Genomic DNA, 21,864 nt, shown 5'->3' on the forward strand with positions numbered 1-21,864 from the left:
TAGACGCAATTGGAAATCTCGCCTATCTGCTCCGTGGTAAGACCTTTGGTGTAGAGGAGATTGAACAATTTGGCACGTTCCTCGCTTTCGCTGCGTATCAACCCTAAGAGAATGGGATAGAAGTTTCCGCTGCGACTGCGCGGAATACGGAGCGAGAACTCAAAGCCGTGACTGTACCAACGACGAGAACGGAAACCATTGCATTGCTCATGGGCATTTTCGCTGACGAACAACTCTCGTTCATGATACATCAGGGAGTTCATGATTAATGACTGAAGGGTAACAAAACCCTCGCTGCTACTTGTGTAATTCGAAAGAATTTCCGAAATTTGCGAATGTGTAAGTTTCATTTTTTCCTTTTTTATAGTGTACAAATACAAAGATAAGAAAAAAGAAGCTTACACACTTTTATAGGACAGTACCGCTGGAAATTGCCAGCCTACCATTTGTCTATTACAAACATCTGGAGCTTTTTCAGCCTACAAAATGTCCATTACGCCTCCATGCATCAGAAATATTTGAAATATGTCCCATCTACTTTGCAAATTGCAATAAAAAAGGGATTTCCGTTATCGGAAATCCCTTTTTTTATATGAGTGTGATAAGCAATTATGCTTCAGTTTCATTGGTACTCCAATCTTCCTGCGTCTTGCGGACGTAGCTCTGGTAGCGCAATTTAGCCATCTTTTCAGCAGCATTGAAGAGCTCCTGTGCTTCATTAGGATAAGCCTTCTTTACAGAGAGATAACGAACCTCGCCCATCAAGAAGTCTTGGAACTTGCTCCAATCTGGTTCCTTGGAATCGAGGACGAATGGATTCTTTCCTTCATCTGCCAACTGTGGGTTATAGCGCCACAAGTGCCAATATCCACTTTCAACGGCACGAGCCTCTTCTGCTTGGCTCTTGCCCATACCACCCTTGGCTTTTAAACCATGGTTGATACATGGAGCATAGGCAATGATGAGTGATGGACCAGGGTAAGCCTCGGCCTCGCGAATTGCTTTCAGAGTCTGAGCTTGGTCAGCACCCATGGCAATCTGAGCCACATATACATAGCCGTATGTCGTAGCCATCAAACCAAGATCCTTTTTGCGGATACGCTTACCTTGTGCGGCAAACTGTGCAATAGCACCGAGTGGGGTTGATTTAGAACTCTGGCCACCTGTGTTAGAATAAACTTCGGTATCGAGAACCAAAATGTTTACGTCTTCACCAGAAGCAATTACGTGGTCGAGACCGCCATAACCGATATCATATGACGCACCGTCACCTCCGATGATCCATTGTGAGCGTTTAACAAGATAATGATCCAAAGTTTGCAGTTCCTTGCAGATAGGGCAGCCTTTTTCTGCTCCTTTGGCAATCAGTGGTTTCAAAGCTGCACTCGACACCTTTGACGCCTCTGAGTCATCCTTTGTGTCAAGCCATTTCTGTGCTGCTTCCTTAAAGTCAGCTTGAACGTGTTCATCTTCCATTGACTCAGTCAGGAGTTTTGCAATGCGCTCACGCATTTTCTTGTTTCCTAGAGTCATGCCCAAGCCGAATTCACAGAAGTCCTCGAACAATGAGTTGTCGAATGCTGGTCCCTGTCCTTGCTCATTGGTAGTGTAAGGAGTAGAAGGCAGAGATGCAGAATAGATGGAAGAACATCCTGTTGCATTGGATATCATCTGACGATCGCCAAAGAGTTGAGAAACTAATTTTACGTAAGGTGTCTCACCACAACCTGCACAAGCACCTGAGAACTCGAACAACGGTTTAGCGAACTGAGAGTTCTTGACATTGCTCTTAATATCTACGAGGTGTTGTTTTGATTTCACGTTCTTTGAGAGATAGTTCCAGTTTGATATCATCTTTTCATCGCGAGTAAAGGGAACCATCTTTAATGCTTTACCCTGCTTGTTGCCAGGGCAAACATCAGCACAGTTACCACAACCAACACAATCGAGTACGCTTACCTGAATGCGGAAGTGCATACCTGCCATCGGCTTTGGAACTTTCATCTCCAAGGTCTTATCGTCGAAACCTTTCAGCTCTTCATTGTCGAGAACAAACGGACGAATGGCAGCATGAGGACATACATAAGCACACTTATTGCACTGGATACAATTTTCAAGTGTCCATTCAGGGTGGAATGCTTCCACACCACGCTTTTCGTATGCTGCGGAACCATTATACATTGTTCCATCAACCATGTCATATCTAATGAAGTCGGAAACCTTCAACAAATCTCCGGCCTGTGCATTAATAGGACGAACAATCTCCTTGATGTATGCAGGCGCATCATCTGTAGTATCTTCAGCATCATCGGGAAGATTAGTCCAAGATGGATCAACCGTTAGTTCATTGTATTCGCCACCACGGTCAACCGCCGCATAATTCTTGTCAACAATATCTTGTCCTTTCTTTCCATATGACTTGACAATGAATGCTTTCATTTGCTCGATTGCAAGATCAATAGGGATGACGTTGGTGATGCGGAAGAAAGCACTCTGAAGAATGGTGTTGGTTCTGTTGCCAAGTCCAATCTCTTGTGCGATCTTCGTTGCATTGATATAATAAACGGTGATGTTGTTCTGAGCAAAGTAACGCTTGATTCTGTTAGGAATGAATTTGATGAGCTCCTCACCTTCAAAAATAGTGTTCAAAAGGAAAGTACCATTCTTCTGCAAACCACGGATTACATCATACATGTTCAAATAAGCCTGAACGTGGCAAGCCACAAAGTTCGGGGTATTTACCTGATAAGTTGAATGTATGTGTGAATCGCCAAAACGAAGGTGAGAGCAAGTGAAACCACCAGATTTCTTAGAGTCGTAAGAGAAGTAGGCTTGACAATATTTGTCAGTATTGTCGCCAATAATCTTAACAGAGTTCTTATTGGCGCCTACAGTACCATCCGCACCGAGTCCATAGAATTTGGCTTCGAAAATACCTTCGCCACCCATCGGAACCTCTTCAATCATAGGCAGAGATGTATAGGTTACATCGTCAACGATACCAACAGTAAAGTGATTTTTTGGCTCTGGGAGCTCAAGATTATTGAACACGGAAATGATATGTCCAGGAGTTGTATCTGACGAACCGAGACCATAACGGCCACCAACGATCAATGGCTTGTTTTCAACATTATAGAATGCGCTCTTAACATCAAGATACAAAGGCTCACCCTCTGCACCTGGTTCTTTCGTACGGTCAAGGACTGCGATGCGTTTAACAGTCTTAGGAATTGCCGCAAGCAAGTGCTTAACAGAGAATGGTCGATAGAGATGAACTGAAATCATACCAATCTTCTTGCCTTGCTTCATCTGATAATCAATCGCTTCTCTAGCAGCTTCAGTAGCTGAACCCATCAAGATGATGATGTTTTCTGCATCCTTTGCACCATAATAAGAGAAAAGATGATACTCACGACCTGTTATATCCTTGATTTTTGCCAAATAGTTCTCAACAACTTCAGGAATATTGTCATAGTACTGATTGCAAGCTTCACGATGTGTGAAGAATGTCTCTGGGTTCTCAGCTGTACCACGAGTTACAGGCCGCTCTGGAGAAAGAGCACGATCACGGAAGCGCTTGATGTCTTCTGGATCAACAAGTTTAGCAACTTCATCCTGATCAATCAGCTCTATTTTCTGGTACTCATGAGACGTACGGAAACCATCGAAGAAATTAACAAAAGGAATGCTTGTTTTCAAAGAGGCGAGGTGGGGAACTGCAGTCAAGTCCATTACTTCCTGAACTGAACCCGAGCAGAACATTGCAAAGCCTGTCTGACGACAAGCCATAACGTCTGAATGGTCACCGAAGATACACAGTGCGTGTGTGGCAACAGTACGAGCAGAAACATCAAAGACGCAAGGAAGCATTTCACCTGCAATCTTATACATATTAGGAATCATCAACAACAAACCTTGAGATGCAGTGAATGTTGTTGTCAGTGCGCCAGCCTGAAGCGATCCGTGCATTGCACCAGCAGCACCACCTTCAGATTGCATTTCCTGAACTGTTACTGTTTGACCGAAAAGGTTTTTACGGCCTTTTGCAGCCCAAGTGTCAACATGTTCCGCCATAGGTGATGACGGCGTGATAGGATAGATTGCCGCAACTTCAGAGAACATATAGCTCACATGAGCAGCAGCTTCGTTACCATCACAAGTGATAAACTTTTTTTCTTTAGCCATTTTGTAATTTATTAAATGAATTTTATAATGTTTTGGTCTTTTATTTTGTATAGGCCTTAATTTGTTTTTGTTTAAAATTAATAGGGTTCTAATATAAGAAACCTAAGAGCCAGAGAGGAATTTTATTATCTTTTCCAACTTCTGTGTTGTAGCGTGCATAAATAGTGTCTGAATTTAAGCGCATCTTATTATTCTCAATATTGCAGATTTTAAATTTCCTTGTCTTATCCACAATATAGCTACCTGACTTTTTCCCTTCATTAACCAAATGATCTTTCCACAGAGTATTCACAAAAAAAGTTTCCATCACATCTTGCTGCTCAACCTGAATAGGATAGATGGCATAAATTAAATTTGAATTATTCATCATAACCTTTGCTGGTTTTTTAGGAAATTCTTGCCCTACAGGGTAGATTATATTAATAAGTCTGGAGTCTGCGAGATACTTGATGTAATTCATTACCGTGGCACGACTTGTATTTATTTCTTTCGCTAAATTGCTGATATTTGGTGCTTTTGGGCCTTGTAATGCTAACAAATAAAACAGTTTCTTTATTTTTGTAAGGTATTTCAGTTCAATCTGCTTAATAAGTAGAATATCAACCTCGGTCATCATATTCATTGTCTTTAGCAGATTTTCTGAAAAGTTCCTATTTTCCAAGAAGAAGGGATAGAAGCCATGATGAATATAATCTTGAAAATATTTCAATGGACTAACCTTTGGAAGTATCTTTTTGCATATTTGCTCATGTTTCAGGATGATTTCATCTAGCGTGTAAGATGAAAAATTGTTTCCAGTTTGTAAATTCAGAAACTCACGGAAAGAGAATCCACTAAGGTTATAACTCTTGACAATACCATTAAGTTCAGGATTTTCTTCTTTTAATCTCATAACACTTGATCCAGTGAAGACTATTTTAAGTTTCGGATAAAGGTCATAACATTTCTTTAATTCACTGCTCCAATGTGGTTGTTTGAATACCTGGTCTATTAGTAAAACCTTTCCTCCTCGTCTGTAGAAGTCCCCCGCAAAGTCAGCAATACCTCTTCCTTGAAAGTAGAAGTTGTTCATATTAATGTAAAGACACTGGCGATTATTGGGCCCAAAGTTCTCCTTAGCATATTGAAGTAGAAAAGTTGTTTTTCCAACTCCCCGTGTTCCCTTTATACCTATCATGCGATTATTCCAGTCAATCTCATCCATGAGGATTCGATGAACTGGTGCATGATTATGCTCAACAAGATAGGCATGAGTACGAAAGAATGCATCCATCTACTTTCTAATTATATAGTAAGTGCAAAGATAATACTTATTTCTATAATTTGCAAACTCTAGATAGCAAAAAACGTTTTTTTTATTTTTATTTTGACTTCTGATGGCTTTATCTTAACTTTGCAAAATACAACGAAAAGTAATTTATGAATCTGTATGTTTTCAATCCTGAACATGATTTAGCTTTGGCGCAAGATGATAAGAATTTTACTGCCCCGCATGCAGGAAGGCTTCTCAGGTCAGACTTGGGTTTCATACCTTCTTTTTGGGCAAACAACGGTGATATTGTGTTGGTTGATAATATCGAATGTGCACATAGAAGCTTTTGTAATTGTGGAAAATACGAAAAACAGGTGAAGTTTGTCGATAGCTTGACTGTGCAGCCTTTGCTCGAAGAAGTGACCAGAGTCGTACCATGGGGTTGGGATATCTGTATTACGGAACAGTTAAGAAGAATAGGGCTTCGTAATGCATTGTTGCCTAATAACCATTTATTGTCTAAATACAAATCATTGAGTAATCGACAAACTTCTGTTAAGGTTTTGGAGGATCTCGTGAGAAGTATAAATAATAAGAGCATTATAGGACGCTCATGTTATGTTACAACTCTCGAAGAGTTGCAACAACAAGTGTGCAACAATGATCTTTCTGTCATCAAAGCCCCATGGAGTGGGAGTGGCAGAGGTATTAGATATGTGAAACATGAAATGAATAATCACCAGACAAACTGGGCAAAAAACATCATATCGAACCAAGGAGGGATAGTAATTGAACCATATTATAATAAGGTTAAAGATTTCGCCATGGAGTTCTTTGTTGATAGTCGGGAAGTTAGATATGTTGGTTTATCCTTGTTTGAGACTGTTCATGGCGTATATACAGGGAGTATGATTGCGCCGGAGCAGGACAAGCTAAGACTATTGTCCTCATATTTCTCACCTTCTTTGCTTGACATTGTCAGAAATCACATCTTGAAGGCGTTGACGGATGAATTACTTTGCAACTATTTTGGACCTGTTGGGGTCGATATGATGGTAATTGAGAATCCATTCAATAAGAATGGAGAAACACGCAATAATTTACTGCATCCCATGGTAGAAATCAATCTCAGGCAAACAATGGGACACGTTGCACTGGCCATTTCAAAAAACATAGGCAACATGCATCAGTTGATGCACATTGCCTATGATGGCACACATTACCATTTAAATATAGATGAAATGTAATGAGCTTAATGAGTGTATGCCCATAGAGCTACGCACACAACAATAATGGCGATAATGCTCACCACAAATAAAATGATTCTTGACCACATTTTACGTCGTTGGACTGCCGAGGCATGTTTATTCGGATCAAATGCACTGTATTGATCGTAGTGATGCCGTCTATGTCTTGAATGTGACTTGTTTGACATTTTAAATTTTGTGTGCGTTAATTGGTAATACCCATTTTAAATTTTTGGGTAAAATATGCTTACATTTTTTTCTATCTTTCTTTATTTCCTGATCTTAGAATCTATAGCTCAACTGCATATCTATCATTGAATAGTTTGGCTTTGCAAGACTTCTATCATTTACATAGGCATACTCACTTGTTAAAACAAGATTTTTGCTGAAGTGGTAATTCAAACCAACTTCGTATTGCGTTCTTTGTTTTTTTGCACCATCTGAAGGCTGATACATATCGTAACGGACTTTGGCATGCAATTTCTCTTTAATAATAGGTGCAATTACCAATGCGTAAACAGCTTGAGATTGGTCGCCGTTAGTGCTGAGTGAGCAATCTGAAGCTGTGGCATCATTAGTGTTCACAAGCGTTTTGGCAAACGCCCCACCTGTTGAGTGGATATACTCTGAGCGGATTGTCCAGTCATTCTTCAAATATTCAGCAGAGAAGGCATATCTGCGTTGCTGCAGACTGCGAACACCAGAGTGGTCACCGTTCTCGTCTGTCCATTTCCCCTTACGGGCATAACTTCCTATCCATCCAAAACAGCCTAAACGCATGCCGGATACAGGCATTACCCATATACCACCAATAAGGTTTTTCTGCTGATCAATATCCTTTACGTTTGTGCCTTGACCATTGAATACACCAGCCTGATAATGGAGAAGATTCCTACCTGCTGAATTTTTTAAGAAATCACCTTGGATTTGTAATCCTATGTCTCTACCATTGGAAGCATGTTCACCAGTTCTGTCATTAAACCCAGCTAACTTCAACACTGCTTGGGAATAAGACATAAATCCCTGTTCTATAGGATGCATAGGATTTTCAAAAGTGAATGGGTTTTTAAACTGACCTACTTTGACACGGAAAAATTCATATTTCTGCCACTCGGCGAAAAGGTCAACAACCCTTGGAGAAGAACCAAGCGTCGAAGTGTTACCATTGAACTGTATCTGCGCTTTCCAATACCAATCTTTCAAGATACGGCCATCAAGGGCGATACGAGCCATACGCAGATTGAAAGAATTGGATTTAGCATTTTCTCTACCAGTATATTGGTATTGAACCATGCCATATCCAGACAATTTCACATTATTAATCCATTTTGTTGATTGCGCTTGAGCATTGAGCATGCTGATTGCCATCGCTGCTATCGTTAAAATTCTCCTCATAAGGTGTTAGTTTTTAATATTAGTATATATTAAATTAATTTTGCAAAGGTACAATTAAAATTTATAAAATAGAAATGCTCATTAATTTTTTGTTTCAAAAATATGAAAGCGTAAATTATGTCCCGAGTATTTTATTAAATATTAGGGATTCATATTCACTTCTCTCTTTTATAATTGCTGCCTCATATTGCAAAATATTATACAGACTGACGATGTTACTAAAATATAATCAAAAGTTGACAAGACTTCATGTAACTTAAATTCTTTCTTCAAGTAAGACAACATTCTCAACATGCGGAGTGTGGGGGAACATATCTACAGGTTGTACTGCCACCACCTTATAATCTTCGTCAAGCAAGGTCAAGTCGCGTGCTTGCGTAGCTGGATTGCAGCTGACATAAACAATTCTATTCGGGCGTGCTGAGAGTATTACGTTGACAACATCGGTGTGCATTCCTGCGCGCGGAGGATCAGTTATGATTACATCTGGATGTCCATGTTCGTCTATAAACTCTTTAGTCAATATATCTTTCATATCACCTGCATAGAATAGCGTGTTTTCGATATTGTTGATTTGTGAATTGATTTTTGCATCCTCAATAGCTTCAGGGACATACTCTATACCAATGACTTTATGCGCTTCCTTGGCAACGAAATTTGCTATAGTACCAGTACCCGTATAAAGGTCGTAAACCAGTTCTTTGCCAGTAAGGTTTGCGAATTTACGAGCTATAGAATAAAGGTGGTAAGCCTGATCGGTATTCGTTTGGTAAAAACTCTTCGGCCCAACTTTAAACCGTAAGCCTTCCATAAGTTCAAAAATATGGTCATTCCCTTTAAATAATGTGATGGGTAAATCATTGAAAGTATCATTTCCCTTTTGATTATCAACATAGAGCAATGACGTTATCTCTGGGAATTTATCTGAAATAAACTGCAAAAGGTCAATGGCCTTTTGCTCATCGCCAGCCTCTTCAAATTTAAACTGAACAAGTACCATCCACTCTCCAGTATTTGAATTGCGAAACATAATGTCACGCAACAATCCATGTTGAGCCCGTATATCATAAAATTGTATATCATTCTCAAACGAATAGTCTCGTATGGCATTTCTCACCTTATTACAGAAGTCATCCATAAGATGGCATTTCTCAATAGGGTAGATTTTATCAAAAGCACCTGGTATATGAAAGCCAATGGCTCCTTGAGACAATCCGACACCTTCGGGTAGTTCAGCCAATTCCTCCTTGGTGTACCATCTCTTGTTGGAACAGCCAAATTCAAGTTTATTACGATACTCTTCTGTCTTTTCAGACCCTAAAATATGAGTGATTTCAGGAAGTTCTATTTTGCCAATTCGTGTAAGTTGGTCTAAAACCTGTTGCTGCTTGGCTTTTAGTTGTTCCACGTATGGAAGGTTTTGCCACTTACAGCCACCACATACTCCAAAATGCGTACACTTAGGCTCGATACGTTTGTTACTGAATGAGATGAACCGCTCTACAATAGCCTCACAGTAGCTGTGTCTTTTTTTAGTAACCTGAAGGTTAACGATATCACCTGGCACTACAAAAGGGACAAAAACAACCATATCGTTTACATGCGCAACACATTTCCCCTCTGCGGCAACAGCCTCTATTTCCACATTTTCTAATAATGGTAATGGCTTCCTTTTTCTACTCATATTGTCTTAATTTGGTGCAAAGGTAATTATTTTTTTTCATTGCGGTTTGGTAAATAATTTCTTAATTATAATTGTTTAGGTAAACTTGTAGTCTTTATTATTCAATATTGCTGACGATTAAATGACTTTCATACATCTGTATGTTTTTAAATGGTGACCTTTTACAATGTGAAAGATGACCTTTTGTATGACAAAATGTGAGCTTTTGTTTAGCAATCACTATCTATCTAACAACCAATAAGTTACAGACATATGACAAAGGTGGTCTTTTGAGTGATATTAATTCTATGATTAGTAGTTTCTTTTATCGATAAATTTTGTTTCAAGACCTCGATATTAAGGATAGAAAATAGCAAAATAATCTCATGTATGCAATTATCAAATAAATAGAAGGATAAAGGAGTGTTGAAGTTCCGTTCAAAATTGGTTCGATGATTGAAATTACCTGTGTAGTGGTTACGGCTGATTTGATTGCGAGCAAAGCAGAATATTTCAGTTTTGTAAACGATGATTTGACATAGATGACATTTGGATACAGTCGTGATGACATTACGAGTATCTTACCAAGTTATCTTGAAAAGAAAATCTTTAATGTCGATCCCTTCCAGGTTCTCGACCAAGATGATGTGTGAAAGCTAATTAAAACCGCGGTTGAAAAAGGCTGTAACAGCCGTAAAGATTTGAAGTGAGGTAATGAAGATGACAGTTAATTTGTGATTGGTTATGGTAACGATGGTGGACGATTGTTCACAATTACTCCTTTCCGTAATTGTTGCGACATGACATTTGCCCCCTTTTAAGATAAACTCTCACATTTTATTTTTGATTTTCCCTTGGCTATTCGATAAAAAAAGCGTAACATTGCATTGAATTTTCAATATTTCGCTTATTTATATGAAGAAAATACTATTACTTTTTCTCTTAGGAATTACATCTTTGAACATTCAAGCTCAGAATATCAAAGAGTTATGGATAGCCATGCCCGATTCCATCATTCCATATTTGAATAACAGCTTGAGGACTGAGTTGACAGATTACATAGATATGCACATCAAGTCAGAAGTTAGGAACTTACTCAATGACACAACAAAAATAGACACTGTAATGAGTGACAATTATTTGTCTGTAATCTTAAGTAAAAGTTCAAAAATGGAACTTAAAATCCTGGACAATAATACGATTGGTGTTTTGCAAACTTGGTTCGGCCCCTCTGCTGAAAGCAAATTATCATTGTATAATAAAAACTGGGAACTGATAAAAGAGAATATTAACCTACAACCTGTCATTGAATTACCAGATTCCTTATCCAATAATGCGGTCTCTCAACTTTATTCACTGCTCGAACCCAAGATGATTAAAATGAAATTCCTACCAAATGAGAATAGTGTGTTGGTTGATTATTCCCTTTCTCTACTGGCAAATGATGATAAACCAAAGATTAAAACCATAATAAAGCAAAGAAAATACAAATGGAACGGAGAAACGTTTAAATAGAGTTAAATGTCACATGTAACACATTGTAAGTTTTGCAATTACGGATTATTTCCATAACTTTGCAATGTGTTTTTCATGGTATTAGATTATTAAGGTTAATAAAGATTGGTTGTCGTGAGACAATCAATTTTTTGTATATTCATAAATGCATGAATAAATTTACCTTTTGTATTTGGTCATTTATAAGAAATTCTGTACTTTTGTCGAAAATAAAATTAACTGATAAAAATGAATTTAAAAGTACGTTTGGCACTGATGAACTTCTTGGAGTTTGCAGTTTGGGGTGCATATCTCACATCAATGGGGAGATATTTGGGAAATGTTGGCATTGGTGCAAATATCGGATTGTTTTATTCAATGCAAGGAGTAGTCTCTATTTTTATGCCTGCCTTGATGGGGATAGTGGCAGATAGATGGATTCCTGCTCAACGACTTTTAGGTCTTTGTCATTTGTTGGCTGGTTTGTTTATGTTCGGAGTGGCATGGTATGGGCTGACGGTGGGAAGTAATGTAGATTTCACGACAATATTTACTTTATATTCTTTGTCTGTATCTTTCTATATGCCGACATTAGCATTAACAAATTCCGTAGCATACTTCTCTTTGAATCAGGCTGGATTGGACACCGTCAAAGATTTCCCTCCAATTCGTGTTTTCGGCACCATGGGTTTCATTTTAACAATGTGGCTGGTTGATATCTTAGGCTTCCAAAGTAATCAGAGTCAGTTCATCACTTCAGCTGTTGCAAGTATCCTGCTATTCCTTTATACATTCACCTTGCCTCACTGTCCTATATCAAAAAGTGTTGAAAAGAAAAGTTTTGTTGACGCTTTTGGACTCAAAGCGTTTGCGCTTTTCAAACAAAAAAAGATGGCTATCTTCTTTATATTCTCAATGCTTTTGGGTGTAAGCTTGCAGATAACAAATAGTTTTGCAAACCCATTTCTATTCAGCTTTGGGGCTCAAGCGGAATATGCACAATCATTTGGTGTCCAACACGCAAATATTCTTATTAGCCTTTCACAAATCAGCGAGACATGTTGTATTCTGCTTATTCCTTTCTTTATGCGTCGTTACGGAATAAAGAATGTGATGTTGATAGCAATGTTTGCCTGGGTGTTACGATTTGGTCTTTTTGGATTGGGTAATCCAGGCTTTCCTGGAGTCATACTCTTTATCCTCTCAATGATAGTCTATGGTGTTGCTTTTGACTTTTTCAATATTTCTGGTTCATTGTTTGTTGATAAAAGCACGGATGCCGCTATACGTTCATCTGCACAAGGGTTATTTATGCTTATGACAAATGGAGTGGGGGCGACTATTGGAACTTTGGCTGCCCAAGGTGTCATCAATCACTTTACATATCCTTCAAAGATCGGTAATGATATCCTTACTATCGGAGATTGGCAGTCATGTTGGTTCATTTTCGCTGGTTACGCACTGATAGTTGGTGTTAGCTTCTCGATAATATTTCGCCCCAAGAAAGTAGAATGAAAAAAGTACAGATATTTTTCAGAGGTATTACAGAAATAGTAGGAAGTTCAGAAATGGGCTTGCTGATACTGACTAATCAGCCTGATACGAAACAAATTGCTATAATTTGTGACAAGTATATGGAATACGAGTTTAGTTTAAGGATAGGAAAGCCTTCTGTCCTTGACAAGATGATACCTGAGGTTCTATGCCAAATAAATCCAGAAATGAATTCAGATTATTATGAGATATTTTTCTCATCTATTTCTGATGGCCAGTATCAAGCATTGCTGATAAATAAAACAACATTGGAAATGACAAAGATGCGAGCTTCTGATGCTGTACTTTTAGCAAACATTGCTCAGTTGGATATCTATATGGAGGAAACATTGTTTTCAAGACAGAGTGTTCCTTGTGAATCTGGTAAAAGCAAGATGGCTTTGCCTGTCAATGCATTAAGTCGTCAAATGCTTGAGCAGGCTTTAGAAAAAGCTATCACTGACGAAAATTATGAGCTGGCATCGAATTTGAGGGACGAACTTCAAAAGCGTCAACGTACGGATCATTAATTGTCTAAATCTGTGTTAAGGTATGAGAGAAGCTCACTATTTCTATGTTCCGAATGCTGCTGAAACTGATGAATTACCATTAGATGAGACCATACATGCAATAAGGGTACTTCGATTGAAGCCTAAAGATCAAATTTATCTGATGGATGGAGTGGGGAGTTTCTACCTTGCCGAGGTAAAGATGGCGTCATCAAAACATTGTTTGTATAAAGTAAAAGAGGTGCTAAAACAAAATCCATCTTGGAAAGGCCAAATTCATCTTGCCATTGCCCCAACCAAGGATATGGGAAGGATGGAATGGATGGTTGAAAAAGCAACAGAAATCGGTTTCAATAAGATTTCTTTTCTTAACAGTAAGTTTTCTGAGCGGCATGTAATTAAAACTGATAGGATTGAAAGGATTGTCATATCCGCAATGAAACAAAGCAGAAAACCTTGGAAGCCACTTATTAGTCCTATAGTTGATTTTAAGGATTTTATTAAAAACGAAAAGGCAAAAAATAAGTTTATTTGCCATTGCTATGATGAAATTCCAAGAAAAGATTTTTTTGCCAACCTTGATTCAAATAATGATGATATTGTTGTTATGATTGGTCCTGAGGGAGACTTTTCAATTGACGAGGTTAAAGCCGCTCTAAGTTTAGGGTATGAGAGCGTTACACTTGGCAAGAGTAGGCTTAGAACTGAAACAGCCGGCCTGAATGCTGTTATGATGGCGAATTTGGCATTGCGATTATAACGACTTTATATCAGACATGGTGTTTGATTCATCGTTTAAAAACTGAATCGAGTTTATTATTTTAAACATTTTCTAACATGGTCAACGTTCTTTTGATAAATTTTGGTTATATTTGCACCAAAATAAAAGAACGTTATTATTCTATTAAATTTTATCAATTATGCAGAAAAAGTTACTCTTTCTTGTTGTTGTCCTGTTTACTATGACTCTTTCCGTCATGGCTCAGGTAACGACATCTGGCATTAGCGGTAAGATTACCTCCATGGGAGAGGAAGTCATTGGTGCTACGGTCACAGCCACCCATCAACCATCAGGAACAGTTTATCGTGCTGTAACAAATGTTGAGGGGCGATTTACCATTCAAGGTATGCGTGTTGGTGGCCCTTACAAAGTTGAAGTCGCCTACATCGGACAACAGACCAAGACCTTCGAAAACGTTAATCTTAGATTGGGCGAAGTGGAGGATATGTCATGCTCACTAGAGCAAGACTCAAAAGAACTCCAGGAGGTTGTTGTCACAGGTAATGCTGGAATCAATGCAACAAAAACAGGAGCTGCTCAGAGTCTGACATCCAAACAGATTGCTGATATGCCAAGTATTACCCACGGAATAGCTGATGTTGCCCGATTAAATCCGCAATTAACAACCACCAACACAGGTGCAATGTCTTTTGCTGGAACAAGTAATCGTTATAATTCATTCATGATTGACGGTGCAATGAATAATGATGTATTTGGTCTTGCCGCAGATGGATCTAATGGAGGGCAAGCTGGTACTCAGCCTGTCTCAATGGAGACAATCGATCAAATTCATATTAATGTTGCACCTTTTGATGTTCGACAGAGCGGATTTACCGGTGGCGCTATCAACGCTATTACTAAGTCAGGTACTAACAACTTTCATGGTAGCTTGTATGGTTTTGGCAACAACAAGAGTTTAATAGGCTCACATTATCCATATTCTGATGGAACTGGATATGCTCCAAAGTTCCAAGATCAGAAAGAATACCAGTGGGGGCTCACATTGGGAGGACCTATTATTAAGGATAAGTTGTTCTTCTTCATAAACTATGAAAATGCCAATAAAGATTATCCTAATATCAATGGCTACCGTCAAGATGGCTCACGAGTGTTGGCAGATGAAGCTGATGGTGTCTTATCAAAGGTTAAAGAGATGGCCGCTAAGCAAGGGCTCAATTATAACGGTGCTTTTGGCAATCCTAATATTTATACCAAAAGCCAGAAATTTGGTGCAAAGATTAACTGGAACATCAACGACTTCAATAAATTTGCATTCCGCTGGAGTTATGTTGATGCCAAGAAATTGAATAGTGTTTCTGGCGGATCTTCATTAAACGATGATCATTATTATTATCCATTTGAAAGTAAGACACATTCTTTCACTGCTGAATTACAAAGCCGGATATCGCCAGTAATTAGCAATGAAGCACGTGTAAGCTATGTCAGAGTCCGCGATCAACGTGCCCTTTCATCAGCTTTCCCAATGATTTCCTTACAGGTGACAGGTGGCTCAGTTAATATAGGAAATGAGCGTTCCTCAATGGCCAATCAACTTGATCAGGATATTTATACAGTTGAAGATAATCTCACCTGGTATAAAGGAAACCATACTTTTACTTTTGGTACTCACAATGAATTCTATAAGTTTGCCAATTTATTCATACAAGACGCAAATGGCTCTTATAACTTCGCTGACTTAGCTCACTTCAATAAGTATTATACTGATTACATGACTGGTTCGTTAGACCCAAATTATGCTTACTTCCAACAATACCGTTTTGGCATGGCTAATACTGAAGTAACAGGCGACCCACGATGGCGGACACCTTTCTCTGCTGGTCAGTTAGGATTCTATGCCCAAGATAAGTGGGATGTTTCCTCATCGTTCCAGTTAACCTATGGCTTGCGTATGGAAATCCCTCTATTCTTTGATACCCCGACTGCTAATGAGGGATTCAATGAGTTTGCTGCGAACAAGGGATGGGGTGTGCGTACCGACCATAAGCTTTCAAGTAGGCCATTATGGAGTCCACGTGTAGGGTTCCGCTGGGATATTAACAAGGACCGCAAATATATCCTTCGTGGTGGCGTGGGGGTATTTACAGGACGAATCCCTTATGTATGGATTAGCAACAACTTCACAAATACAGGTATTCAGATGTCAAAATACACTGTATATAATCCTAAAGGTTTGGAATTATTACTTGATCCAAACGGACAATTACCAAATGCTCAAAAGTTAAATGCATCAGGAAGTCAGGAGGTTAATGTCTTTGATGACAAATTCAAGTTTGCTCAGACATTTAAAGCCAACTTAGGTCTTGATTTCAAGGTGTTGGGTATTGACTGGACGGCAGAAGCTATCTATTCCAAGACTCTGAACGACATTTATTATAAGAATCTCGCAGTTGAGGAAACTGGAAGAACCTTTGGACAAGAAACAGGTTATATGTGGGACAACCGCCCCATGTTTGAAAAAGTGACAACAGGAACTCCTTATGCCTATGTATATGGACTTTACAATACCAGCAAAGGATATACTGTGAACCTGTCATTAAAAGCAGAGAAACATTTCAACTTTGGCCTGGACTTAATGGCAAGTTATACTTGGACACGCTCGATGAGTGTTAATAGCGGAAGTTCTTCTGTGGCCGGTAGCAACTGGATGTATAATACAACATACAGAAATTCGAATGATCCAGAATTGGGATTCAGCGCTTACAATGTTCCCCATCGTGTTCAAGCTAGTGCCTATTACCACGTCAACTATGGTGCACAAAAGCAATGGCAATCTACAATCGGAGTGATTTACCAGGCCAAGAGCGGCTCGCCTTATGTTATAGAAATGTATGGTGATATGAATGGTGACGGCGCACGTGGAAACGACCTGATGTTCATCCCTACAGATGAGCAGATTGACATGATGAAGTTTGCATCAACGACTGTAAATAACAGCAATAACACTTATCCTTTAATCACAAAAGTTCTTGGAGCTGGCTACCAAGGTGAGTTATCACAAGACCAACAGCGCGCTCTGCTGAAACAATGGATCGCTGATGATTCTTATATGCGTGAACATCGTGGTGAATACTTCAAGCGCTATGCAGACAATCTTGCATTTGAGCATCATTTTGACGTTCACATGGCACAGAAGTATAGCTTTAAAGTGGCAGGGCAACTTAATTCGCTTGAACTTAGTTTCGATATTATTAATGTGGGCAACTTGTTGAACAAAGATTGGGGACACACCTACGGAGATGGCTTTGGCACATATTTCAGCCCATTCAACTATGAGGGCGGAGGTCTCTTCAAGTTCGATGCGACACATATAGCTAGGAACTATAATTCATATTACAGTCGCTGGCGCGGACAGATAGGATTAAGATATACATTCTAATCTCTAAAAGAAAATAATAAACGTGGATACATTTTTAGTGTATCCACATTTTTATTATCTTTGTACTCAAGTTAGATAAATAATGTCTTGTACATCATTTATCCAAAGTTCGGAAAACCCAACCCAATGTAAATAAATTATTATTTATGAAAATTGATTTTGAGAAAATAGCGGAAGAACATCTCCAAGGTTTTAAAGGAGGAGATGGAAAGTTAGATACACGGAATTATGTTGACGATAAGGCACGCATCATGTACTCTACCTTACGTCCTGGTGCTAATAGCGGCAAGCACAAGCATGATGGTTCGTTCGAAGTCATGTATGTGGTCAGTGGAGAGTTGACGGCTCATTGTGACGAGATAGAAGAGACAATTAGTATGGGGCAAATCCATTATTGCCCTGATGGCCACTCTCACTGGTTTGAAAACAAAACAGACCATGATGTAGTATATTTAGCAATTGTGCCTACTTTGCGTTGATTTACAAAGCCGACATTCTTGTTACACCTCATCAATTGTGCTGATAAAATATCTACATTACCTTCGCTTTGTGAACATATCCAAGGCTAATGCTGTAAAAGGTAAGCTATTGGCTGCCAATAGGTCAGCCATTACCCTGTAAAAGCTCATCTTTTGTGTGTGAATAGATAAAACTCCGATTATCAAATCTTTATAACATCTTCATCAACCCCGCATATAGGTTATGAATTTTCACCAACGAAGTGCAAGTAGCATAGTATCCTACAAAAAAAAGAATGTATCAATAGATACATTCTTTTTTTATTGATTATAATCTATATTTACTTTTTAGGTTCCATGACACCTTCAATGTAAAGACGCGTCATTTCTGTCTTTGCGTTTGTACGTATCGTAATACTCTTCTTGAAGTGTCCAGGAAACTTCCCCGTTCCATTATATGTTATATTAATAGAACCTTTCTGTCCTGGTGCTACTGGCCTCTTTTCGTAACTGGGAACTGTGCATCCACAACTTGCCACTACCTGGTTGATAACCAAAGGTGCGTTACCAATATTTGTGAAAGTAAATGTGACTTTCTGAATTGGATTGTTTTCAGAGAACGTTCCGAAATTGTAAGTTATTTTATCGAATTTTATATCCGCTTTCCCCTGAGCCATCGAGAACGACAGACCCAAAAACATCATCAAAGTTACTAATAAAAATTTTTTCATAATCATCTTTTCTTTTTTATTTATGATGCAAATTTAGGTAGAAAGTTTAGAGATAACTCGTTTTTTTACAATTATTAATTTGTATTATTCTTGTTTTAACATATCAAAATCTTGCATTTGAGACTTCTTTTGTCCATATTTCATAGGAAAGTTGTATCTTTGCAATGGAAAATGATTAAATAACTATACTTATGTATCGTACAAAAACGTGTGGTGAACTTCGTCTATTAGACAACGGTAAAGAGGTCGTACTTTCTGGTTGGGTACAGCGCACCCGAAAAATGGGAGGGATGACTTTTGTTGATCTACGTGACCGTTACGGAATTACCCAATTGGTATTCAATGAAGCAGAAAATTTTGAACTCTGTAATGAAGCGAATAAACTTGGACGTGAATATTGTGTTCAAGTGAGAGGGATTGTTAGTGAACGCCAAAGCAAGAACAGTAAAATACCGACCGGAGAAATAGAGATAATTGCTAAAGAATTAAATATTTTAAGTTCTTCATTAACACCGCCGTTTACCATTGAGGATAATACCGATGGAGGAGACGACCTAAGAATGAAGTATCGTTATTTGGATCTCCGTCGTCCGTCGGTTCGCAGTAATTTGGAATTACGGCATAGAATGACCATATTGATTCGCAACTTTTTGGATAGTAAAAATTTTATTGAGGTTGAAACACCGATTCTTATTGGCTCAACACCAGAAGGAGCAAGAGACTTTGTGGTTCCTTCGCGAATGAACCCAGGGCAATTTTACGCTCTCCCACAAAGTCCTCAAACCTTGAAACAATTATTAATGATAGCTGGTTTCGATCGCTATTTTCAAATAGCCAAATGTTTCAGAGATGAAGATTTGCGTGCCGACCGTCAGCCTGAGTTTACCCAAATAGACTGTGAGATGTCATTTGTGGATCAAGATGATGTGATAAATATTTTCGAGGATATGGCTCGCCATTTGTTCAAGGAAATAAGAGGTGTCGAACTCCCTGAGAAGTTAGAGCAAATGACTTGGCAAGAAGCCATGAAACGTTTTGGCTCTGACAAACCAGACTTGCGTTTCGGAATGGAATTTGTTGAATTGATGGACGACCTTAAAGGTACTGGCGATTTCTCTGTTTTCAATGAAGCTGAGTATATTGGTGGAATTGTGGTTCCAGGTTGTGCAGATTATAGTCGGAAACAATTAAATGAACTTACAGATTTTGTAAAACGACCTCAAATTGGCGCAAAGGGTTTAGTGTTCATCAAATATGGCAAAGATGGAGAAGTTAAGAGTTCAATAGATAAGTTCTATTCACCAGAACAACTTCAGAAAGTAAAGGAGACCTCAGGGGCCCAAGACGGCGATTTGGTTTTAATTCTTTCAGGAGATAAACCAAATAAGACCAGAGTACAATTGTGCGCACTTCGGTTGGAGATGGGCAATCGATTGAACCTCAGAGATAAAAATGTGTTTAAGTGTCTTTGGATAGTGGATTTCCCACTCTTTGAATGGAGCGATGAGGAGCAGCGCTTGATGGCGACACACCATCCATTTACAATGCCTAATCCCGATGATTTACATCTATTGGACGAACATCCTGAGAAGGTTAGGGCTAAGGCATATGACTTTGTTTGTAATGGTATTGAAGTCGGAGGAGGCTCTATTCGAATCCACGACACAGAGTTACAGGCAAAAATGTTTAAAGTCCTTGGTTTCACACCCCAACAAGCCGAAGAGCAGTTTGGATTCTTGATGAACGCCTTTAAATATGGTGCGCCACCACACGCAGGACTTGCATTTGGATTGGATAGATATGTCAGTATCATGGCTGGTCTTGACTCTATCAGGGATGTCATTGCTTTCCCAAAGAACAATAGTGGTCGTGATGTAATGTTGGATGCTCCTTCTGAATTGGCTAATAAGCAATTGGAAGAATTGCAACTAAAATTGGATTTAAAACATTAAAGTTCATTGATTTAAATCAATAAAATACTATTTCGGCTGATATCAAGACTGGAGTTAGCATTTTTTCGTGCAGTATTTTAATTTCTTTGAAAATAAAAAGCTACATTTGCACTAACAAATGTCAAATTATAAATTTGATTAAAGTAGAAATTAAATGTTTGAAGGAATTATGGTAGAAAAGAAAATGACTACAAGCACAGCAGCGAAGAAAGCGACACAGCAAAAGACTGTATCAAAAAAGACAACAACATCTGTAGATTTAAGCCCTGAGAATATTGGATTCAAGGCTGGAGACGTTTACAATGCTCTTGCAGCAGCTGAGAAAGCTCTTTCGGTAAACGAGATTGCAAAGACAGCTAAAATCTCAACAGAAGAAGCTTATCTTGGTATTGGCTGGCTCTCGAAAGAGGGTAAGGTTAAAGGTGAAGCTAACAAGATTGAACTTGCTTAATCAATTTTGGTAAAATATTCATGTAGGAGTCTGTATTTTGTGTATAGACTCCTTTTTTTTATGCTATACAATAATGAAATAATGGGGCTCAGTAGGAAAAAGATGGGGATTATGCATACAGTTTTGCTATTCTGAAGAGAAAGAATTTCTTATCTGCCACTCCTCTGATGTTTGCCCTAAACAGTTTGATTTTCGCATTAAATGATTCAGCTGCCGCATTGGAGGATCTGTTGTTGTAGAAGTTCAAAATATCTTCATAGTGTTCTTAGAAAGTAGCCGTTATCACATTAAAGGAGTGAAATCCTGCTTCTTCTACCTTATTATACCATTTAGCCATACTTAATCTGGCGGCATCCTTGAAAGTGTTCTTTGCAAATATTATTCTCAAATATTGCTGTCCGGTAAAACTCAAAAGAGCATAAATATCTTCCCCGAAGTCCCGTAAAATAGGACTTTTGGGTTAATTTTTTCAAAAGTAAGCCCCCCCTAATCGAAAAGACTTGGTTCAGGTGGCGCTTTTTGCATCTCCTTTGCAAGGAAATCATTCCAAGTTTTTTCGGGATTTTCCATGAATGCGATAAAATCAACGTAGTACATAAGCATAAGTCGTATCATGGTAACAACTTGCGAGAATGCACAGTGTCTCTTGATGCTTCTTGACAGGACTGTTATCAGCAGATTCGCAATCAAGACTACCCATGTCTGTATTTGTATGGCATTGACGCTGTCCCCATAGAAGAAATGAAGCGGGAAGTTCTGTTTAAGCTGTTTGTACAACGACTCGATAGCTCATCTTAGGCGGTAGATTTCAGTAAT

16 protein-coding genes and 2 pseudogenes are annotated in these 21,864 nt (G+C 38.7%); 10 read left to right on the plus strand and 8 right to left on the minus strand.

The features are described 5' to 3' along the window. The 3 genes from H515_RS0108635 to H515_RS0108645 form a co-directional block, all read right to left on the minus strand. A partial coding sequence (locus tag H515_RS0108635; RefSeq protein ID WP_028901846.1) for a transposase occupies window positions 1–350 on the minus strand: 350 nt, incomplete at its 3' end. A gap of 259 nt (window positions 351–609) precedes the next feature. Further along, window positions 610–4,185, minus strand: coding sequence for a pyruvate:ferredoxin (flavodoxin) oxidoreductase (gene nifJ, locus H515_RS0108640; RefSeq protein ID WP_025877437.1), 3,576 nt, complete (start codon window positions 4,183–4,185; stop codon window positions 610–612). A gap of 88 nt (window positions 4,186–4,273) precedes the next feature. Continuing rightward, window positions 4,274–5,458: an ATP-binding protein gene (locus H515_RS0108645; RefSeq protein WP_028901847.1), complete on the minus strand. Its 1,185-nt coding sequence runs from the start codon at window positions 5,456–5,458 to the stop codon at window positions 4,274–4,276. Between the two features lie 146 nt (window positions 5,459–5,604). Between H515_RS0108645 and H515_RS0108650 the strand changes: the two genes are divergently transcribed. After that, window positions 5,605–6,684 carry a hypothetical protein gene (locus H515_RS0108650; protein ID WP_025877439.1) on the plus strand — a complete coding sequence of 360 codons (1,080 nt, stop codon included), beginning with the start codon at window positions 5,605–5,607 and terminating at the stop codon, window positions 6,682–6,684. Between the two features lie 282 nt (window positions 6,685–6,966). Here the strand turns inward: H515_RS0108650 and H515_RS0108655 are convergent, their stop codons facing one another. Together H515_RS0108655 and rlmD are read right to left on the minus strand one after the other, a co-directional pair. Further along, complete coding sequence (locus H515_RS0108655; protein ID WP_407635962.1) at window positions 6,967–8,052, minus strand: porin; 1,086 nt, start codon at window positions 8,050–8,052, stop codon at window positions 6,967–6,969. 283 nt (window positions 8,053–8,335) lie between these two features. Then, window positions 8,336–9,763 carry a 23S rRNA (uracil(1939)-C(5))-methyltransferase RlmD gene (gene rlmD / locus H515_RS0108660; RefSeq protein ID WP_028901848.1) on the minus strand — a complete coding sequence of 476 codons (1,428 nt, stop codon included), beginning with the start codon at window positions 9,761–9,763 and terminating at the stop codon, window positions 8,336–8,338. A gap of 404 nt (window positions 9,764–10,167) precedes the next feature. Here rlmD and H515_RS14065 point away from each other — a divergent pair. The 7 genes and pseudogenes from H515_RS14065 to H515_RS0108695 all read left to right on the plus strand — a co-directional run. Continuing rightward, window positions 10,168–10,392, plus strand: a pseudogene (locus H515_RS14065) (putative PEP-binding protein); the annotation flags it as partial. A 265-nt stretch (window positions 10,393–10,657) separates the two neighbouring features. Beyond that, on the plus strand, window positions 10,658–11,257 hold the full coding sequence (locus tag H515_RS0108670; RefSeq protein ID WP_025877444.1) for a DUF3256 family protein: 600 nt from the start codon (window positions 10,658–10,660) through the stop codon (window positions 11,255–11,257). 228 nt (window positions 11,258–11,485) lie between these two features. Continuing rightward, window positions 11,486–12,751 (plus strand): nucleoside permease, encoded by a 1,266-nt coding sequence (locus H515_RS0108675; RefSeq protein WP_025877446.1) that lies wholly within the window; start codon window positions 11,486–11,488, stop codon window positions 12,749–12,751. Further along, the gene (locus tag H515_RS0108680; RefSeq protein WP_025877448.1) at window positions 12,748–13,299 is read left to right on the plus strand and encodes a bifunctional nuclease domain-containing protein; all 552 of its coding nucleotides are present in this window, start codon (window positions 12,748–12,750) and stop codon (window positions 13,297–13,299) included. The genes H515_RS0108675 and H515_RS0108680 overlap by 4 nt, the downstream gene beginning before the upstream one ends. A gap of 22 nt (window positions 13,300–13,321) precedes the next feature. Further along, the gene (locus H515_RS0108685) at window positions 13,322–14,038 is read left to right on the plus strand and encodes an RsmE family RNA methyltransferase (RefSeq protein WP_025877450.1); all 717 of its coding nucleotides are present in this window, start codon (window positions 13,322–13,324) and stop codon (window positions 14,036–14,038) included. Between the two features lie 160 nt (window positions 14,039–14,198). Next, on the plus strand, window positions 14,199–17,456 hold the full coding sequence (locus H515_RS0108690) for a TonB-dependent receptor (RefSeq protein WP_028901849.1): 3,258 nt from the start codon (window positions 14,199–14,201) through the stop codon (window positions 17,454–17,456). Between the two features lie 146 nt (window positions 17,457–17,602). Next, window positions 17,603–17,935, plus strand: a complete 333-nt coding sequence (locus tag H515_RS0108695) for a cupin domain-containing protein (RefSeq protein WP_028901850.1) — start codon at window positions 17,603–17,605, stop codon at window positions 17,933–17,935. Window positions 17,936–18,255: 320 nt separating this feature from the next. On the opposite strand, the gene H515_RS0108700 is transcribed toward H515_RS0108695, so the two are convergent. Beyond that, entirely contained in the window at window positions 18,256–18,645 is a 390-nt protein-coding gene (locus H515_RS0108700) for a DUF1573 domain-containing protein (protein ID WP_025877452.1), read from the minus strand. 191 nt (window positions 18,646–18,836) lie between these two features. On the opposite strand from H515_RS0108700, the gene aspS reads away from it, so the two are divergent. Next, the gene (aspS, locus tag H515_RS0108705; protein ID WP_025877454.1) at window positions 18,837–20,597 is read left to right on the plus strand and encodes an aspartate--tRNA ligase; all 1,761 of its coding nucleotides are present in this window, start codon (window positions 18,837–18,839) and stop codon (window positions 20,595–20,597) included. A gap of 169 nt (window positions 20,598–20,766) precedes the next feature. Beyond that, entirely contained in the window at window positions 20,767–21,048 is a 282-nt protein-coding gene (locus H515_RS0108710) for a winged helix-turn-helix domain-containing protein (protein WP_025877456.1), read from the plus strand. 109 nt (window positions 21,049–21,157) lie between these two features. Here H515_RS0108710 and H515_RS14070 read toward each other — a convergent pair. Beyond that, a pseudogene (locus H515_RS14070) lies at window positions 21,158–21,436 on the minus strand (transposase); the annotation flags it as partial. A gap of 98 nt (window positions 21,437–21,534) precedes the next feature. Next, entirely contained in the window at window positions 21,535–21,825 is a 291-nt protein-coding gene (locus H515_RS14750; protein ID WP_051274732.1) for a hypothetical protein, read from the minus strand. Between the last annotated feature and the right edge of the window lie 39 nt (window positions 21,826–21,864).

Source organism: Prevotella corporis DSM 18810 = JCM 8529 (assembly GCF_000430525.1).
In the GTDB taxonomy this organism is placed as follows: domain Bacteria; phylum Bacteroidota; class Bacteroidia; order Bacteroidales; family Bacteroidaceae; genus Prevotella; species Prevotella corporis.

Excerpts from the sequence above, each read along its gene's own strand:
- nifJ (WP_025877437.1), bottom strand. The coding sequence starts at position 4,185 with ATGGCTAAAGAAAAAAAGTTTATCACTTGTGATGGTAACGAAGCTGCT.
- H515_RS0108645 (WP_028901847.1), bottom strand. The coding sequence starts at position 5,458 with ATGGATGCATTCTTTCGTACTCATGCCTATCTTGTTGAGCATAATCAT.
- H515_RS0108650 (WP_025877439.1), top strand. The coding sequence starts at position 5,605 with ATGAATCTGTATGTTTTCAATCCTGAACATGATTTAGCTTTGGCGCAA.
- H515_RS0108655 (WP_407635962.1), bottom strand. The coding sequence starts at position 8,052 with ATGGCAATCAGCATGCTCAATGCTCAAGCGCAATCAACAAAATGGATT.
- rlmD (WP_028901848.1), bottom strand. The coding sequence starts at position 9,763 with ATGAGTAGAAAAAGGAAGCCATTACCATTATTAGAAAATGTGGAAATA.
- H515_RS0108670 (WP_025877444.1), top strand. The coding sequence starts at position 10,658 with ATGAAGAAAATACTATTACTTTTTCTCTTAGGAATTACATCTTTGAAC.
- H515_RS0108675 (WP_025877446.1), top strand. The coding sequence starts at position 11,486 with ATGAATTTAAAAGTACGTTTGGCACTGATGAACTTCTTGGAGTTTGCA.
- H515_RS0108680 (WP_025877448.1), top strand. The coding sequence starts at position 12,748 with ATGAAAAAAGTACAGATATTTTTCAGAGGTATTACAGAAATAGTAGGA.
- H515_RS0108685 (WP_025877450.1), top strand. The coding sequence starts at position 13,322 with ATGAGAGAAGCTCACTATTTCTATGTTCCGAATGCTGCTGAAACTGAT.
- H515_RS0108690 (WP_028901849.1), top strand. The coding sequence starts at position 14,199 with ATGCAGAAAAAGTTACTCTTTCTTGTTGTTGTCCTGTTTACTATGACT.
- H515_RS0108695 (WP_028901850.1), top strand. The coding sequence starts at position 17,603 with ATGAAAATTGATTTTGAGAAAATAGCGGAAGAACATCTCCAAGGTTTT.
- H515_RS0108700 (WP_025877452.1), bottom strand. The coding sequence starts at position 18,645 with ATGAAAAAATTTTTATTAGTAACTTTGATGATGTTTTTGGGTCTGTCG.
- aspS (WP_025877454.1), top strand. The coding sequence starts at position 18,837 with ATGTATCGTACAAAAACGTGTGGTGAACTTCGTCTATTAGACAACGGT.
- H515_RS0108710 (WP_025877456.1), top strand. The coding sequence starts at position 20,767 with ATGGTAGAAAAGAAAATGACTACAAGCACAGCAGCGAAGAAAGCGACA.